Annotated in this window: 16 protein-coding genes; 7 read left to right on the top strand and 9 right to left on the bottom strand. The window is 32.3% G+C overall.

From position 1 onward, the window contains the following. Nucleotide 1: 1 nt before the first annotated feature. Nucleotides 2-2578, bottom strand: a complete 2577-nt coding sequence (gene mutS, locus BUB70_RS02115; protein ID WP_188351940.1) for a DNA mismatch repair protein MutS — start codon at nucleotides 2576-2578, stop codon at nucleotides 2-4. 183 nt (nucleotides 2579-2761) lie between these two features. On the opposite strand from mutS, the gene BUB70_RS02110 reads away from it, so the two are divergent. The 4 genes from BUB70_RS02110 (at nucleotide 2762) to BUB70_RS02095 (ending at nucleotide 8193) form a co-directional block, all read left to right on the top strand. Next, entirely contained in the window at nucleotides 2762-3292 is a 531-nt protein-coding gene (locus tag BUB70_RS02110) for an RNA methyltransferase (RefSeq protein WP_073118031.1), read from the top strand. A gap of 307 nt (nucleotides 3293-3599) precedes the next feature. Further along, on the top strand, nucleotides 3600-6614 hold the full coding sequence (locus BUB70_RS02105; RefSeq protein WP_073118030.1) for a rhamnogalacturonan lyase family protein: 3015 nt from the start codon (nucleotides 3600-3602) through the stop codon (nucleotides 6612-6614). Between the two features lie 2 nt (nucleotides 6615-6616). Beyond that, nucleotides 6617-7333 (top strand): glycoside hydrolase family 78 protein, encoded by a 717-nt coding sequence (locus tag BUB70_RS02100; RefSeq protein ID WP_073118029.1) that lies wholly within the window; start codon nucleotides 6617-6619, stop codon nucleotides 7331-7333. Between the two features lie 125 nt (nucleotides 7334-7458). Further along, entirely contained in the window at nucleotides 7459-8193 is a 735-nt protein-coding gene (locus BUB70_RS02095) for an SGNH/GDSL hydrolase family protein (RefSeq protein ID WP_073118028.1), read from the top strand. Here the strand turns inward: BUB70_RS02095 and BUB70_RS02090 are convergent. From BUB70_RS02090 to BUB70_RS02075, 4 genes are all read right to left on the bottom strand, one after another. Then, entirely contained in the window at nucleotides 8190-9500 is a 1311-nt protein-coding gene (locus BUB70_RS02090) for a porin family protein (RefSeq protein ID WP_073118027.1), read from the bottom strand. The genes BUB70_RS02095 and BUB70_RS02090 overlap by 4 nt on opposite strands. Continuing rightward, nucleotides 9501-10040: an RNA polymerase sigma factor gene (locus tag BUB70_RS02085; RefSeq protein WP_073118026.1), complete on the bottom strand. Its 540-nt coding sequence runs from the start codon at nucleotides 10038-10040 to the stop codon at nucleotides 9501-9503. 27 nt (nucleotides 10041-10067) lie between these two features. Beyond that, nucleotides 10068-10487, bottom strand: coding sequence for a hypothetical protein (locus BUB70_RS02080; RefSeq protein WP_073118577.1), 420 nt, complete (start codon nucleotides 10485-10487; stop codon nucleotides 10068-10070). Nucleotides 10488-10716: 229 nt separating this feature from the next. Further along, a complete protein-coding gene (locus tag BUB70_RS02075) occupies nucleotides 10717-11193 on the bottom strand; it encodes a hypothetical protein (protein ID WP_073118025.1) in 477 nt (158 codons plus the stop codon). A 76-nt stretch (nucleotides 11194-11269) separates the two neighbouring features. On the opposite strand from BUB70_RS02075, the gene BUB70_RS02070 reads away from it, so the two are divergent. The 3 genes from BUB70_RS02070 (at nucleotide 11270) to BUB70_RS02060 (ending at nucleotide 16481) form a co-directional block, all read left to right on the top strand. Next, a complete protein-coding gene (locus tag BUB70_RS02070; RefSeq protein ID WP_073118575.1) occupies nucleotides 11270-11767 on the top strand; it encodes a DUF456 domain-containing protein in 498 nt (165 codons plus the stop codon). A gap of 275 nt (nucleotides 11768-12042) precedes the next feature. After that, entirely contained in the window at nucleotides 12043-13746 is a 1704-nt protein-coding gene (gene lysS, locus BUB70_RS02065; RefSeq protein ID WP_073118024.1) for a lysine--tRNA ligase, read from the top strand. A gap of 155 nt (nucleotides 13747-13901) precedes the next feature. Beyond that, nucleotides 13902-16481 carry an AsmA family protein gene (locus BUB70_RS02060; protein WP_073118023.1) on the top strand — a complete coding sequence of 860 codons (2580 nt, stop codon included), beginning with the start codon at nucleotides 13902-13904 and terminating at the stop codon, nucleotides 16479-16481. 12 nt (nucleotides 16482-16493) lie between these two features. Here BUB70_RS02060 and BUB70_RS02055 read toward each other — a convergent pair whose 3' ends face one another. From BUB70_RS02055 to trxA, 4 genes are all read right to left on the bottom strand, one after another. Continuing rightward, a complete protein-coding gene (locus BUB70_RS02055) occupies nucleotides 16494-16859 on the bottom strand; it encodes a DUF6326 family protein (RefSeq protein WP_143155219.1) in 366 nt (121 codons plus the stop codon). 10 nt (nucleotides 16860-16869) lie between these two features. Then, entirely contained in the window at nucleotides 16870-17490 is a 621-nt protein-coding gene (locus BUB70_RS02050) for a hypothetical protein (RefSeq protein ID WP_073118021.1), read from the bottom strand. A 76-nt stretch (nucleotides 17491-17566) separates the two neighbouring features. Continuing rightward, the gene (locus BUB70_RS02045) at nucleotides 17567-18151 is read right to left on the bottom strand and encodes a Crp/Fnr family transcriptional regulator (protein ID WP_073118020.1); all 585 of its coding nucleotides are present in this window, start codon (nucleotides 18149-18151) and stop codon (nucleotides 17567-17569) included. Nucleotides 18152-18262: 111 nt separating this feature from the next. Further along, on the bottom strand, nucleotides 18263-18622 hold the full coding sequence (trxA, locus tag BUB70_RS02040; RefSeq protein ID WP_073118019.1) for a thioredoxin: 360 nt from the start codon (nucleotides 18620-18622) through the stop codon (nucleotides 18263-18265). Nucleotides 18623-18657: the final 35 nt, after the last annotated feature.

Here is an 18657-nt window from a genome sequence, read left to right as displayed (position 1 = left end):
TTTATTTACCCATTAACATTCTTTTGATTTCATTTAATTTCATCAACGCTTCTACTGGAGTAAGATTATCGATGTTCGTCGCTAAAATTTCATCCTTAATTCCTTCTAATAAAGGGTCGTCTAATTGAAAAAAGCTCAACTGATAGTCGTCTTCTTTTCCTACGGATTCAATTTTGGCTTTGTTGTTTTCTAAACCGTGACTTTTTTCTAACTGCGTTAACATTTTGTTGGCTCTGTGAATCACGGCTTGTGGCATTCCTGCTAATTTTGCTACGTGTATACCAAAACTGTGTTCGCTTCCTCCGGCGGTTAGTTTGCGTAAAAAGATTACTTTATCTTTTAGCTCTTTTACCGATACGTTAAAGTTTTTAACACGTGGAAAAGTGCTGGTCATATCATTCAATTCATGATAATGTGTAGCAAATAAGGTTTTTGCCTGACTTGGGTGTTCATGTAAATATTCTGCAATGGCCCAAGCAATAGAAATTCCATCATAAGTACTGGTTCCACGACCAATTTCATCTAATAAAATCAAACTACGTTCTGATACGTTGTTTAGAATACTTGCGGTTTCATTCATTTCTACCATAAAAGTAGATTCTCCCATAGAAATATTATCACTGGCTCCAACACGGGTGAAAATTTTATCAACTACCCCGATTCTTGCTTGTTGTGCAGGTACGTAACTACCCATTTGTGCTAATAAAACAATCAAAGCAGTTTGTCTTAAAATGGCAGATTTACCCGACATGTTAGGTCCGGTAATCATAATAATTTGTTGTTGATTTCTGTTCAGATTGATGTCGTTGGCTATGTATTCTTCACCAAAAGCCAATTGTTTTTCAATCACAGGATGGCGACCGTTTTTGATTTCAATTTCGGTGCTTTCATCAATGGTGGGTCTTACGTAACTATTTTGCATAGCCAAAGTAGCAAAACCACACAAGCAATCTAGTTGAGCAATTAAATTTGCGTTTAGCTGAATAGGTTGTATATAATCAATTAAAAATTGAATTAATTGGTTAAAAATTTGTTGCTCTAATAAGGCAATTTTTTCTTCGGCACCTAAAATTTTGGTTTCGTATTCTTTTAATTCTTCGGTAATATAACGTTCTGCATTTACCAAAGTTTGCTTACGAATCCAGTCTTCGGGAACTTTGTCTTTATGAGTGTTTCTTACTTCAATATAATATCCAAAAACATTGTTAAAGGCTATTTTTAAAGAAGAAATTCCTGTTTTTTCAGTTTCTCTTTTTACAAGATTGTCTAAGTATTCTTTTCCTGAATTAGAAATATTTCTTAAGTCGTCTAATTCTTCTGATACTCCAGAAGCAATTGCATTTCCTTTGTTGATGCTTACAGGAGCATCACTTACTAAAATAGTAGCAATTTTTTCTCTTAATAAAGCACAATCTTGCAATTGTTCACCAATGGCTTTTAAGGTGATGTTATCACTCTCTTCGGCAGCTTTTTTAATGGGAATAATAGCATCTAAAGATTGTTTTAAATAAACTACTTCTCTAGGGTTTATTTTCCCTGTAGCAACTTTAGAAATCAAACGCTCAATATCACTAATTTGTTTGATTTGATATTCAGTCGTTTTGTAAAAATCATCATGATTCATAAAGTAATTCACTACTTCATGTCTTTTGATAATTTGGCTAGGTTCTTTTAAAGGCAAAGCCAGCCATCGTTTTAACAAACGACTTCCCATTGGGGAGTTGGTTTGATCTATAGTACTTAGTAAAGTAATTGCATTTTCATTGGTAGAATGATACAGTTCTAGGTTACGAACCGTAAACCTGTCCATCCAAACATATTCATTTTCATGAACACGTTGAATAGCGGTAATATGTGTTAATTGATTGTGTTGCGTTTCGGATAAATAATATAAAATAGCCCCAGATGAAATGATTCCTTCAGGTAAATTTTCTACTCCATATCCTTTTAAAGAATTTACTTTAAAGTGATTTAACAAACTTTCTTTGGCAAATTCTATTTGAAAAACCCAATCATCTAAATAAAAAGTGTGGAAACGTTCTCCAAAAGTTTCGTTAAACAAAACCTTATTTTTCTTTTCTACCAAAATTTCACTTGGTGAAAAGTTTTGCAATAATTTATCTATATAAGCTGCATCTCCTTGAGCAGCTAAAAACTCTCCAGTTGAGATGTCTAAAAACGAAACTCCTAAATTTTTCTTTCCAAAATGTACGGCAGCTAAAAAGTTGTTGTTTTTAGATTGTAGTACTTCATCATTTAAAGCAACTCCAGGAGTTACCAATTCTGTAACACCACGTTTTACAATGGTTTTGGTCATTTTAGGATCTTCTAACTGATCACAAATAGCCACACGTAATCCAGATTTTACCAATTTAGGTAAATAAGTATTTAAAGAATGATGTGGGAATCCTGCCAAAGCTGTTTCAGAATCACTACCCGCACCACGTTTGGTTAAAGTAATGTTTAAAACTTTAGCCGCTTTTATGGCATCTGTACCAAAAGTTTCGTAAAAATCTCCCACTCTAAACAACAACATCGCATCAGGATACTTTGCCTTAATACCATTGTATTGTTTCATTAAAGGAGTTTCTTTTTTTGCTTTGGTTTTAGCCACTGGTTTGTTTTTTTAGATTCTTAGCGAAATTAAATTTTTTAAGGAAAAGGAGGAAAGATAAGTCAAAAAGTTATCAAGGTTCTATTGACAATTTCATCAGTTTTGATAGAAATACGCTAATTTTGATACTTCTTAAATTAAATACAAATGCGTAAACTAAAAAATAAGGAATTAAATAGGTTAGATGTAGAGGCTTTTAAGGCAACAGACAAAACCCCCTTGATTGTAGTTTTAGACAATATTAGAAGTTTAAATAATATTGGTTCTGTATTTAGAACCAGTGATGCATTTGTGATTGAAAAAATTTATTTATGTGGAATTACAGCCACACCTCCAAACAAAGAAATTCATAAAACGGCTTTGGGAGCAACAGATTCTGTGGATTGGGAATATGTTGAGGATACTTTAACTTTAGTTGAAAAATTAAAAAAAGAAAACGTAAAAGTTTGTGCCATTGAACAGGCCGAAAATAGTGTAAAACTTCAAGATTTTTCAGTGTTGCCTAATCAGAAATATGCCATTGTGATGGGGAATGAGGTAAAAGGGGTGCAGCAAGAAGTCATTAATTATTCTGATTTTTGCATTGAAATTCCTCAATACGGAACCAAGCACTCTTTAAATATTTCTGTAACTACTGGTATAGTGCTTTGGGATTTGTTTAAAAAGTTTAAATTTTAAATTGACTTTATTTATATTGAAAGATTTAGTTCTTTTGAATTAACAATTAACAGCGGCTATATTAAGTTATATTGTTGGTTTTTTAATGTTTTTTTGATAAAAGTACAATTCTTAAATTTTGATTAACTGTCTGTTTTTTAGTCTTATGCATTGTGTTTGTTTTTAGTTTACCGTAGTGAAGTATAACTTGTTGATAGTCATCAGGTAACAACAGGATGGTTTTTAGGCAGGAGTCTATTAACTTTGAATTGAATAAACATTTTTTTATTGTATAAAAGAGTTTATCTAAATCAATTACATAATTCCGATGAGAAAAAAACTATTATTTAATTTTATTCATTCTGTCTTGGGGCAAATGATTTTAAAAAGAATTGTATTACTGACAATTTTTATGCTGATACAGCAAGGAGCTTTTGCTCAAGAGACGGTTGGCGGTTCTGCGGGGAGAAAATTTTCTAAGACCACTATGTCAAATGAGGTAGTTACGGCTCCTAAACAAATGGAGTATTTAAATAGGGGACTTGTGGCTATAAGAAAGTCTGGTAGTCAGGTGTTCTTAAGTTGGCGTCTATTGGGGTTAGACCCATCTAATATTGCTTTTAATGTATATAGAGGATCGACAAAAGTTAATACGAGCCCTATTACAAATTCTACAAACTTTGTAGATAATACTACAGTAAATGGAACCTATACTATAAAACCTGTTGTTGATGGTGTTGAAGGGGAAGCTTCTAAAGAAGTATCTGTTTGGGGAAACAACCAGTTGGTAGTGCCTTTGCAAATTCCACCAGGAAATACAACTGGACCTGGATATAGTGAAGGTGATTATTATCCTAATGGGAGGGATTATACTTATACTGCAAATGATGCTAGTATAGGAGATATGGATGGTGATGGTGAGTATGAAATTGTATTAAAATGGGATCCAACCTTATTAAATCATAATTCAGGAGGGATTAATGGTCAACAAATATTTGATTGTTACAGATTGGATGGAACATTGTTGTGGAGAATTAATCTTGGAAATAATGTTAATTCAGGACCTCATATGAACCAGTTTATGGTATATGATTTTGATGGAGATGGAAAAGCAGAAGTAGCTTTAAGAACTGCTGACGGAACGGTAGATGGTGTTGGAAACGTAATTGGTGATCCAAATGCAGATTATCGACTTGAGTCAGGTTGGGTACAGTCTGGACCAGCTTGGTTAACTATTTTCAATGGTATTACAGGTGCGGCTATGGCAAGTGTGCCTTATGAACCAAATAGAGGCTTGCCTGATGATTGGGGAAGACCAAGAGGAGGAAAAGGTTATGGTAACCGTCAAGATCGTTTGTTAATGGCCGTTGCATATTTAGACGGAGAAAGACCTAGTATTGTTACCGGTAGAGGATATTATGAAAAGTTGGTTCGTGCTGCTTATGATTGGAGAGATGGAAACCTTACATTACGTTGGATTTTTGATAGTACTAGTAGTGCTGAAAACTCCGCTGCTACTGGACAAGGAAATCACCAAATGACTATTGGGGATGTTGATGGAGATGGAAAAGATGAAGTATTTAATGGTTCATCTGCTATTGATGATGATGGTACTCTTTTATGGGCTAATGGTAATGGACATGGAGATGCTTTACATATGTCAGATATGGATCCTGATCGCCCAGGACAAGAAATATGGATGCCATTAGAATGTGAGCCTTGTTATGGCGGACAAGGAATAAGACTTTTAGATGCTGCTACGGGTGAGACGATATTTGGAGTTGAAACAACAGGTGATGTTGGTCGTGGTTTGGCTGCTGATGTAGATCCAAATCATAAAGGATTCGAAATGTGGTCTTCTTCAGGGACTTTTTATAATGTACAAGATGGAGAAATAGGAACCAATAAACCAACGGGAAATGTCAGTGGTGTTAATTCAGCTGTTTGGTGGGATGGTGACTTAGGGCGTGAAACATTAGATAGAACGATGATTGAGAAATGGAATCCTAATAATCAGGGGGTTGATAGGTTAAAAACATTGTATCTCGAAGCTTCTGTAGAAACAAATAATGGAAGTAAATCTAATGCTTCATTATCGGCAGATTTTTTTGGAGATTGGAGGGAAGAAGTAATGTTTAGAAAATTTAATAATACAGCTTTAGTGATTTTTACCACAGAAGATGTTACTGAGCATAGAATTCCAACCTTAATGCATGATCCTCAATATAGAGTAGCTATTGCTTGGCAAAATAATGATTATAATCAACCACCACATCCTAGTTTTTATTTAGGGTATGACATGGAAGGAGTTCCAGAATATAATATTAAGGTTAATAAAGCTGAAAACCTAGCTCCTACTGCAGTGGCAGATGAAATTACTGTTGCCGAAGGAGGTTCTACTTCATCTTTGGTTGGAGGTGCTCGTAGTATTTTAGAAAATGATACGGATCCTGAAAAAAATAATCTTACAGCTGAATTGGTTACAGATGTAACTAATGGAACTTTAACGCTTAATGCTGATGGAACATTTACATATGTTCATGATGGATCATCAAATGCCATAACAGATAGTTTTACATATAGAGTTACTGATGGAATGTCATATAGTTCACCAGTAAAGGTTTCTATAGCTGCTTCAGAAATATCAATACCATATAATAATTTTACTATTAGAACATCTTCTGAAACTTGTGCAGACCATGATAATGGAATGTTGATGATAAATGCTCTTCAATCTCATAGTTATGTTGTAAATATTAACGAAACTGATTATAGTTTTAATGGCAATGAGTTTACAATTTCAGATTTGGCACCAGGTACATATCCTGTTTGTATTACTATAGAAGGGAAAAACTTTGAACAATGTTTTACAGTAACTATTGATGAAGCAACAAGATTGTTAGGTTTGTCTAAGGTTTCTATTAACGAACTTGCTATGGAAATTAAGGAAGGTACGGCTCCTTATCAGGTATATGTTAATGGAGTTTCTAAACTTGAGACTTCTTCTAAAAACTTTACAATGTCTGTAAAGCAAGGGGATATAGTTGAGGTTAAAACTGCAAAGCCATGTGAAGGTACTTTTATAGAGAATATAGGGAATCCTTCAGATTATGTTTCTGCTTATCCAAACCCAACAACTAACGGAACAGAAATAACAGTTCCAACAAAACAAAGTGAGGTGTTTGTTGAGTTATATTCAGCACAAGGGCAACAAGTTTTAGAAGGGGTTTATCCTGTTGAAAACCAAAAAGTGCAGCTAGATATTGAAAAAGTAACACCGGGTATTTATATGGCAAGAATTTCTGCAGAGAGCCCATTAACTTTAACAATCATAAAAAAATAATCATGAGAAAAATAATATATTTCAGTTTTGTAAGTTGTCTACTTTTATCTTCTTGTGGAGGAGGTGGAGGTAATGAAGAAATTATTCCTGAAGAGCCAGATAACACCGCACCAAGTGTACCTGTTTTAAAAACACCAACAGATAATACATTGTGCATTGGGAATACAGTAACTTTTGAATGGAATAGGGCTACTGATGCTGAAGGAGATGGTATTAGTTATCAGGTACAAGTTGCAAAAGACAATCAATTTACGAGCACTAGTATTGTGAAGTCAGAGTCTACTTCTTCTTTAAGTGAAGCAATAACTCTTAGTAAAGGAGTTGCGTATTACTGGAGGGTAAAGGCTATTGATAATAACAATGAGTCAAGTGAATATTCATCAGTAAATAGTTTTTATACGGAAGCAGTTGCTACTTCGAATTATTTACCGTTTGTAGCACAGGCTGTTACGCCAAAAGATGAAGCAATGGTTGATGGGTCAACATATAGATTAAGGTGGAATGGAAAAGATGTAGATACGAATGATGAACTTTTAACTTATGATGTTTATTTTGGTTCAGATGCTTCTAATCTTGAAAAAATACAAGATGCTAAAGCAGCAACTTTTGTTGATACACCTACATTGGTAGCAGCAACAACATATTATTGGAAGGTTGATGTTATGGATGATAAAGGAGGTAAGACTAATGGTCCAGTTTGGAGCTTTACGACAAACTAAATTAGTTAACAGAAAAAGTTAATATATAGTTTCTTAATAACAATAAAAAAGGCTAGTCAATAATTTTGACTAGCCTTTTTCTTTACCTTAATAAAACCATTTTAATTTTTCATCGTATGTAAAGTATGAGAAAGTTAATGGTTTTATTTTTAGGGATTTTGTTTTGCGTAATTGGGTGTAGCAGTGAATCTATTACAGATGAAGTTGTTTATGACCCGGTAGAGGAAGTTGTAACAAGTGATAGTTTAGGTTTAAATAGTCACTATAAAATTTTAGCTTTAGGAGATAGTTATACCATTGGTCAAAGTGTTTGTAACACTTGCAGCTTTCCTGAGCAATTAAAACAAAAACTGATTGATGATTTTTTTGAAATAAAAACCATTGATTTAAAAATTGTAGCCAAAACAGGTTGGAGAACAACTAGTTTAATAAACTCCTTAGAGTCTCAAGAAGTGGATGAAGATTACAATTTTGTTACTCTGTTAATTGGAGTGAATAATCAATATCAGGGAGCTTCTTTTGAAGTTTATGAAAGAGAATTTCCAGAGTTGGTTACAAAAGCAATTAGTTATGCAAATAACAATGCGAATCATGTAGTAGTATTGTCTATTCCAGATTATACCTATACTCCTTATGGAAGTAATTTCCCTGCCTCTGATGAAATAGCTGTTTACAATAAATTTGCCAAGGATTATTGTTTAGATAACGAAATTACGTTCTTGAATATTACAGATATAACAGAACAAGGATTAGAGCATCCTGAGTTGGTGGCTAGTGACGGTTTACATCCGTCAGCTTTGGCTTACGAGAAATTCGTAAAAAGGTTACTGCCTTTTTTTATAGAAAAAATGACGGACTAAAATTTATAGTTAAGACCTGTAGAAACTCCTAATAAATAAGGTTTGTTATTGGTGTTGTTAAAAGTTTGTGTTTGCATTTTTAACATAGGTGATAAGTTAAAAAACCAACTGTTAGAAAAATGATATTCTACAGCAGTTCCAAGATTAAAACTAAAGTTAACATCATTTAAATTGGTTGCTTCCCCATCTGAATAAGAATAATTTGGATTTTCAATTTGTAAGTTATTGGTGGTTAAGAAAAGGCTACTTACACCTCCTACTAAGTGAAATTGTAGTTTGTTAGTCTCAAACAATTGATAATTGATTTCAACAGGAATTTCTATATATCCAAAACTTTGTCTTAGTTGATTGTTGTTATTATCTTCTTGTCTTAACTCGTTATTTGATGTTGCGTTAATTAAAGTGATTTCATCATTTTTACTAATTGTTGGACTTCTTAAAGCTTGACTAGAATTTGCAAATGAAGAGTTTTTGCTAATACTTGCTACGGCAACATTTTCTGTAGTTTGTGCTAAATTTATTTGATGTATTCCTGTTTGTATTCTCCATTTTTTAGAAGCTTGATAAGCTATTTTTAATCCAAAAGAGGTAGAGCTCTCTCCGCTTTTTGTGGCATTGTCTAAGCGACTGTCTACAGGAGATTTATTTGATAGTGAGTTGTAAAATAACTCTGAAACTACAGGAGCAATACTCCAGCTTTTTTTGTGACTTCTAATATTTGATGTCTTGTTTTTTAACGCAACTGCTAAATCTTGTTTTTTTGAAGAATCTAATGTTGTTTCCTGTTTGATGGTGTTAGGGTTTATGTTTTTTGCCAAATCATCTGTAGTTACAGGAGTGGTTTGTTGTGTATTGGTTTTATTTGGAGTGGTGGTTTTAAGCTTTTTGTTTGTTGTTTTTTTATCTATGTTAGCAACATAAACAGGGGTCTTTTTTTTAGGAACAACAGTGTTAATGTTTCTGGTGTTTTCTTCTTTTTCGGATTTATTATTTTTAGTAATAATCGGGGTCAAATCTTTTTCTAGATTGTCTTTGTTGGTGTAGGTGCTATCATTCTTTTTTAAGGTTTTAATTTTCTTTTTTGATGCTATTTCGTTGGTTTTATAAGTGTTATCATTAAAAAGCAAAAAACCTAGGAGTAATAATGCAGCAACAGAACCTGAGAACCACCAAATAAATCTTTTTTTAGATTTTTTTGGAGTTGCCATAGATTTTTCAATTTTATTCCAAACGGCAGGGTTTGGAGTCATTTCCAAATCCTTTAGTTTTTCTTGAAATAATCTTTCTATGTTTTTGGATTCTTTCATTTATATAGAATTCAAGTTCTGTTGCTGATTATTTTCTAATGATTTTTTTAAAACCATTTTGGCTCTTGACAAGTTAGATTTTGAAGTTCCTTCAGAAATTTCTAACATTTTAGCAATTTCTTTATGAGAATATCCATCTAATACATAAAGGTTAAAAACCAATCTGTATCTGTTTGGAAGTTTTTGAATGCAAGCCAATAGTTCATCAATACTAGTGTTTTCTTCATCAATTTCAACCTCTACTTCATCTTTAATATCCTCAGAAATTAAAGGGAAAACTTTTTCTTTTCTATATTTTTCAAGAGCGGTGTTAATTACAATTCTTTTCATCCAGCCTTCAAAAGATCCTTTATGTTGGTATTGATCTATTTTTTTTAAAATAGTAATAAATCCATCATGTAAAGTATCTTCAGCTTCTTCTTGATTGCGTGAATATTTGTAGCAAACTGCATAAAGTTTAGGAGCAAACAACTCATATAGCTTTGATTGCGATTGAGTTTTGTTTTGCTGACATTCTTTAATGAGTTTTTTAATATCCATACATTAAATTACTATACTAAGATAGTTTTAATTTTGACTAGGATCTACTACTGGAACTGTAATGGTTTCGTAAATATCTTCATTGTTTTCATCTTTACCTTTCCAAACTTTAAAGATATATTCATCTTCTTGGGTAGCTGTTAATCTAAAGGTGTGATCTTTGTTAATTACAGGTCCTGTTGCAGCTACATCTTCATTTACATAAGTAATTACGGCTACAATTCTTTCTTTATCATTGTATTCATAATACAACTGATAAAAAGTATGTGAACTGTCGGGTAAATTGTAGTTAATAGTGATGTCGTAAACTTCATTTAGTTCAAAAGAATCAGGTAATTCTATAGATTCTACTGGAATGGTATCAAAATGATAATTAGGGTTGTCATCATCTTTTAAACAAGATGTTAAAAAAAGTGCAAAAATTGAAATGAATAATAAACGTTTCATAAGTTTCATAATTTTTTTATTTAGGGTTATTAGTAGTTAGATGTTTAAGTTTGTGAAAGGTTGCGTTAAAAACATCTAAATAATACAAAATGTGAATGAGGGTTAACATAAAAATTAATCGAATCATAAAGTTTTGTTTTTAAAATCTACATGATAGATGTAAAACTTTACAAATGGTTGCGTATTTATGAACCACGAAAATGATAAACGTTGTCTTAAAAGAAAAAAGTTACTTGGTGTTGATTACCAAAGGAATGGTGTAAGTAGAGCTTACTGGAATTCCTCTTTTTTGAGCGGGATTAATAGCTGGTAATGCCTGAATAATTTTCTGAATTTCTGAAGACAAATTGGGTAGTTTGATATTTAGAGAATCTTTTGCAATAATTTTATTACATAAAAACTGACCATTTTTGTCTATGGTAAACTGAATTTGTAAAGTGTCTGTAATAGTTTCTTTACTTATTAATTTTAAATTCTGAATCTTATTACTTATCTCATCGTGGATTGTTTGTTCAAAGCAAGTTTTACTTTCTTCAAAACTTAACATCTCATCACAGTCTTTAAATTGTGGAAACTGATCTATTTGCGTAAAATCTATATATTCTACTTTTTTAGTATTTCCTTTGCATAAAATAGAGGTCACCGAACAAATCTTTTCGCAAGAGAAAAGAGTCAATGCTAAAATAATGGCAATCAGTTTGTTCATGTGTAGCTTCTCAGTTGGTTCAAAAATACATTTTTTTAAGAAGATTGCTGTATATTGCTTTAAAAGAAAGGCTGTTATGGATTATATATTGTTGTTTTTAGGTTTTTTTCTGGTGGTTGGTGGTATCATTGGTTCTTTTTTGCCCGTTATTCCAGGTCCACCAACAGGATGGTTGGGTATATTGTTGTTAAATTTAACTTCTAAAGTAATCACCGATTGGACTTTTATAGGTATTACTTTGGCTGTGGCCATTTTGGTGGTCATCGCAGATTATATTATCCCGGCTTTAGGAGCTAAAAAGTTCGGAGGAAGTAAATATGGAATTTGGGGATCTGCTATTGGATTAATAATCGGTTTGCTTTTTCCGCCTATTGGAATGATTCTAGGATTGTTTTTAGGAGCTTTAGTAGGAGAATTAATACACGATCATAAAAACATGAAAAAGGCAATTAAAGCATCTATAGGTTCTGTAATCGGATTCTTTTTTTCTACGGGAATTAAACTAATAGTAGGTATTGTATTCTTGGTGTATTTTATTAAAATAGTAATAGAAAACAAAGATGCTTTCTTTTAATAAAAACTGCTGTAAATAAAAAAAGCAACCCGTAAAAGGGAAGCTTTCCATTGGTAATTAAACCCTAAAACTACTTGCGTAGTTCTACAACAACACGACAAAGTTAGTTTTTTTGATGGATTATACATAATAGCAGGTAGTTTATTTTTAGGAGATTGTGAGAAATTCAAGATCACTACCTCAAATTCTTAAGAGTCAATACTCAGTACTCGGTACTAAATACTTATCTTTGCCAGCTAAGAATTAACGCATTATACATATTAAAAAGTACTAGCATGCAATTATCAGAACAAGAAATTGTAAGAAGAGAAAAGCTTGACAAATTAAGAGCTTTAGGAATTAACCCTTATCCTGCAGATTTATTTCCAGTAGATATCTATTCAAAAGATATTAAGAAAAATTACGAGGAAGGAAAAAAAGTAGTCATTGCTGGACGTTTAATGCGAAAGAAGATTCAGGGAAAAGCTTCGTTTGCTGAGTTACAAGATGCAGAAGGAAGAATTCAGATTTACTTTAACCGTGATGAAATTTGTACAGGAGAAGACAAAACTTTGTACAATGATGTTTTTAAGAAATTATTAGACTTAGGAGACTTTATTGGAGTTGAAGGAGAGTTGTTTAAAACACAAGTTGGAGAAATTTCTGTAATGGTTCGCGATTTTAAATTGTTAAGTAAAGCTTTAAAACCTTTGCCATTACCAAAAACGGATGCCGAAGGAAAAACCTATGATGAGTTTAACGATCCAGAATTGCGTTACCGTCAGCGTTATGCAGATTTGGTGGTAAATCCACACGTAAAAGAAGTGTTTGTAAAAAGAACAAAATTGTTCAATGCCATGCGTAACTTCTTTAACGAAGCAGGATATTTTGAAGTAGAAACACCAGTTTTACAACCTATTGCAGGAGGTGCATCAGCAAGACCATTTATTACACATCACAATTCGTTAGACATTCCGTTGTATATGAGAATTGCAAATGAATTATACTTAAAACGTTTAATCGTGGGTGGTTTTGATGGAGTGTACGAGTTTTCTAAAAACTTCCGTAACGAAGGAATGGATAGAACTCACAACCCAGAGTTTACAGCCATGGAAATTTATGTGGCTTATAAAGATTACAACTGGATGATGACGTTTACCGAAAACTTGCTAGAGCATTGTGCAATGGCGGTAAACGGAACTACAGATATTGTTTTTGGTGAGCACCAAGTAAGTTTTAAAGCACCGTTTGCAAGAGTAACCATGGCAGATTCTATCAAACATTTTACTGGTTTTGATATTACAGGTAAAAATGAAGATGAGTTAAGAGCTGCTGCTAAAGATATGGGAATTGAGGTTGATGACACCATGGGGAAAGGAAAGTTAATTGATGAAATGTTTGGAGAGAAATGTGAAGGAAATTACATTCAGCCAACATTTATTACCGATTATCCTAAAGAAATGTCTCCATTGTGTAAAGAACACAGAGACAATCCTGAATTAACAGAGCGTTTTGAGTTGATGATTTGTGGTAAAGAAGTAGCCAATGCTTATTCTGAATTAAATGATCCTATTGACCAAAGAGAGCGTTTTGAAGCACAATTAAAATTAGCAGAAAGAGGAGATGATGAAGCATCAAACTTTATAGATGAAGATTTCTTACGTGCATTAGAGTATGGTATGCCACCAACGTCTGGTTTAGGAATTGGAATGGATCGTTTAATCATGTATTTAACCAACAACCAATCTATTCAAGAAGTATTGTTCTTTCCTCAAATGAGACCAGAGAAAAAGAAAATTGCAGTAGAATTAACCGATAACGAAAAAGCAATTTTAGACATTTTACAAAAAGAAGCTAAAATGGATATTGCAGCATTAAAAAATGCTGCTGGTTTAAGTGGTAAAGGTTGGGACAAAGGAATGAAAGGTCTTAGCAAACACAACTTAATTAAAGTTGAGGTTGAAGGAGATGTTAAAAATGTAGTGTTACAAGAAGTGTAATACTTCTATAATAAAATAATTCAAAGCCCTGCTATATTATATAGCAGGGCTTTTTTTTGATATCAATTAATGTTAAAATTGATGAAGGTCAATCATATTAATTTGTCCTGTAGGTGTGATTAGAGTATCTTTAGTTATAAAAAAAATAGATAATTATGTTAAAAAAAATATTAAAAGGATTGGCCATTTTTATTGGGCTAGTTTTTATTTTACTGCTCATCATTCCTTTTGCATTTAAAGGAAAAATCACCAAAATAGCCAAAGAACAAATCAATAATAGTGTAAATGCCACTGTTGATTTTCAAGATTTATCCATTTCGTTAATTAGGAGTTTCCCAAATGTTTCGGTGGATTTACAAAACTTATCAGTAATTAATAAAGCTCCATTTGCTGGAGATACTTTAGCGGCTGTGGGACATACCTACATCAATATTAATTTAAAAAGTTTACTTGGGGATGTACCTCAAATCAACAGCATTCAGTTGGCAGATGCATATATTAATGTAAAAGTGAATAAAGATAGTGTTGCCAATTATGATATTGCTTTGCCTTCAGAAGAAATCAAGGTGGAAACTAAAGAATCGCCTCCTTTTTCTTTGGCTATTCAAGAATATAGCATGGAAAATATCAATCTAAATTATTTAGATGAGGTGAGCAATATGAGTGCAAAAGTGGTGAATTTTAATCACAAAGGAAGCGGAGATTTATCGCAAAACAAAGTCGATTTAGATACCCACACCACAGCAGATGCCATTTCTTTTATGATGGATGATGTTGCTTATTTAAAAGATTTAAAATTAAATTATGATGCAATAATAGATGTTGATTATGCCAACGATTTAAAGTTGACGTTTAAAAACAACATGGCTCAAATCAACGATTTAAACTTGGCTTTTGATGGGGTTTTTGTAATGTTAGAAGAAGCATACGATTTAGATTTTACGTTTAAATCAGACAAATCAGAATTTAAAAGTTTATTGTCTTTAATTCCGAATGCTTACACAGCTGATTTCCCTAAAGTAGAGACTACAGGAGCGTTAGATTTTAGCGGAAAAGTAAAAGGACAATATTCTGAAAATACCATTCCTACTTTGGAAATTGTCTTAAAAACAGACAACGCAAGTTTAAAATATCCAGATTTACCAAACCGTATAGAAAATATAAATGTAGATGCTAAAGTAACCAACACTACAGGAATTATGGATGATGTAGAGGTAGAGGTAAAAAACTTTGGATTTAAAATTGCCAAAGATGTATTTACGGCCAACGCATTGGTCACCAAACCAATTTCAAATCCAACGGTAAAAGCGGCCGTAAAAGGTCAAGTAGATTTAGGAAACTTAAAAAATGCGTATCCAATTCCACCTTTAGAGTATGATTTAAAAGGAATGGTAAAAGCCAATATTTCTACAGCTTTTGATATGGAAGCCATAGACAAAGAACAGTACAATAAAATTGATAGCAAGGGTAGTGTAGAATTGCAGGGTGTAACAGTAGGTTCTGATTACACTCCTAAACCAATTTTTGTGAAAAAAGCAGCCATGTTGTTTAATACCAAAAATGTAAGTTTACAAGAAGCATCTATTACTACAGGAGATTCTGATGTGCAAGTAAAAGGAACTTTAGATAATATTTATGGATATGCGTTTTCAAACGGAACTTTAAAAGGAAATATATCGGCAACTTCTAACCTTTTTAAAGTAGGTGATTTTTATGAAAGTGATACTACTGTTGTAGCAACTACAGATACCATTAATAGCGAACAGTTTAAAATTCCAGAGAACATGGAAGTGAACGCAACAGTAAATGCTAAAAAGGTAATGTATGATAATATTGTATTGACCAACTTTAAAGGAGGAGCATTGATTAATGATCAGAAAATCACTTTTAAAAATGCTACGGCTAATATGTTTCAAGGTGGAATAGCTTTAGATGGTTTTGTAGATACCAAACCAAGTACTACTCAATATGATTTTGTAATGAAATTAAAGCAATTAGATATTGCAAGTGCTTTTAATGGTATGGGCATGTTGCAAAAAATAGCTCCAATCATTAATGCGTTTAATGGTCGTTTTGATACCGAGTTAGATGTTAAAGGAGTTTTAGGAAATGATTTTATGCCTGATTTATCTCGGTTAACAGGTGATGCTTTTGCCAATTTACAGGTAGATAAAGTAGATGCTAGTAAGAATAAGTTTTTGAGCTTGGCAGAAAGTAAAATGAGTTTCTTAGATTTTGATAAAATGGATTTAAAAGATTTACAAACCAAAGTAACGTTTAAAGATAGTAAAGTAAATGTACAGCCGTTTACTATGAAAGTAAAAGGAATTCCAGTTACTATTGGTGGGACCCATGGTTTTGATAATGAAATTAATTATAATTTAAAATTTGATTTACCAGCCAAGTATTTAGGTTCAGAAGCTCAAAGTTTGGTGAGTAAGTTAAGTGGTGCAGATCAAGAAAACACGACGGTTCCTTTGTCTGTTAAGGTAGGTGGAACGGTTACTAAACCAACGGTGTTGCCTGGTATGAAAGATGCTGTGAGTGCTTTGGCAGCGAAGGTTGTTGATAATCAAAAAGAAAAAGTGAAAGATAAAGTAAAAGAAGAGGCTTCTAAAAAGATTAATGAATTGTTAGGGGTTGAAAAAGATACTACTGGAACACAACAAGAATCAGCAGGAGAAAAAGCCAAAGAGGCAGGTAAAAAAATATTAAAAGGGTTGTTTGGAAAATAATCTAGGTTATAATTATTTGGACGGTTTCCATTTCCAAGCTGTCCAAATAATTGTAATTAATACCATTACTTCTATAAAAGCACAGATGATATAATGAGGAGTAGAGCTACCACCGCCAATTACATATATAAGTGTAATTAATGCAGAGACAATGTTTAATATTCTATTGGTTTTAATATTTTCTAATCTAGAAAAATAAATCATTAGTATAGGGATGTTGGTAATTATAGCTGCAATGGCCATGGTTGTGGTTGCTTCATCTATAATATCAATAATATTTTTATCTGTAAAAGCAATCATGATGGATAGAATATCAGCAAATATTATATTCATCATCACCACAATCCATAATGTAGATAGTTTTACCCTTGTATTCATATTTTTAAATTTAAAAATTATATCCAAAATGAAGCCCAGGCTCTCCAAAAAAGAATTTAGAACGCCCATTGTCTAAAACTCTAAAAGAATCAGGCATTGTTGTGTGGTAGGCTCTATGAGTTATAGCAATAGAAGGTTCAATAAAAAAAGCTTTTTTAAATAGCTTAAAATGATAGCCTAGTCTGTAGGTATTAAAAACTTGGAAACCATCATCTATCTTATTCCCTTCTTCATTGATGAAAGATTGCCATGCACTCATTACATGCACACCAGTATATAGACCTTTCCAGAAAAAACGTTGATAAACAATGGCAAATCCTTTTTCTTTTATATGACCTGGGAATTTTTCTTCAGGAGCCGTGAATTCTTTTCCATATGGAATTCCTAATGATCTGTAGTATTTCCATGTTTTGAATTCTATTGAAATTACATCTTTTTCTGTAATTCTGTATCCAATGTTTAATTGTATAAAGTCAGGTTTTTCGGTTGGTAGCAAGTTTCCTAGCATGGCAAAAGTACTCCCAACAAAACATTCTTTGTAATTTGGATTGGTTTTATCGTACTGTGCTTGCATTTTAAATGCTAATACATAGGATATCATAAAAATAAAGACAACTTTTTTGGTATGCATTTTAATTAAGTTTTTGTTGTAAAACTACATACAGAGTGCTTTATTTTTCATTCACTTAAGTTCATAAATGATGAATTTATGATTGTTTAGATTTCTCTAAAAGTCTTTTTCTAATTCTGCTTAAAGATTGTGGAGCTATGCCCAGGTAACTTGCTATGATATATTGAGGAACTCTTTGTATTAAATTAGGTCTGTTTTTTATTAAATGTAGATATCTATCTTCTGGTTTTGCCAATTTGTAAGTTGTAAAAGATTCGTTTTGTTGAGCAATGATAACTTCTCCAATAATTCTACAGATAGATTCAAATTGGGGATGTTTTAAAAACATTTCTGCTTCATGTTCAGGAGTATTAACATTTAAAACACATGCTTCAATACATTCCAAATATTGACCAGTAGGGATGTTTTTGCTGTAGTTTTTAGGGGTGATAGGTTGACCTTCGGTATAAATTTCAAGCGTTGTTTCCTCTCCATCATTTATAATGTAACTTCTTAAACACCCTTTTAAAACCAGGAAGCTTTCGTTTGAGATGTCTTTTTCGTTTAAAATGATTGTACCTTTTTTGTAATTTCTAACTTGTGAACTTTGTATAATAATCTCTTCAAGATCTTTAGACAAAGGCATGTGGTTTGAAATATATTTAACCAATTCATTATTCATATGTTAGTTTTAAGCTAGGTTTCAGTTTGCGTAATATTGTCTAAAGTAAATAAAAAATAAAACCCTCATAAATATTTATGAGGGTTTAGGGTTTAGATGAAAAAGTAAATTTTATTTCTCTACTTTTAAAATATCTCTAATCAACTCTTCAAATTGTTGTTTTGGTAAAGCTCCTTGGGCCATTTGTGGTTTTTCTCCAATAGGGCAAAATAACAAAGAAGGAATAGAACGAATTCCAAAAGCACCTGCTAATTCTTGCTCAGCTTGTGTGTCTACTTTGTAAATGTTTATTTTTCCGTTGTATTCTTTTTGTAAATCTTCTAATAATGGAGCTAAGGCCTTACAAGGTCCACACCAGTCAGCATAAAAATCTATAATTGCAGGAACTTCTCCAGCAAAATCCCATTCTTGAGATTTTTCAAAATTGAATACTTTGTCAAAAAAATCTTGTTTGGTTATTGTTTGTACCATTTTGTTGTTGTTTTAGGTTTTATGGTTTCAAAATT

Origin of the sequence: Wenyingzhuangia marina (genome assembly GCF_900130035.1) — a bacterium.
In the GTDB taxonomy this organism is placed as follows: domain Bacteria; phylum Bacteroidota; class Bacteroidia; order Flavobacteriales; family Flavobacteriaceae; genus Wenyingzhuangia; species Wenyingzhuangia marina.
The sequence above is the reverse complement of the archived record's forward strand: the minus strand, read 5'-3'. Positions and strand labels throughout refer to the sequence as shown.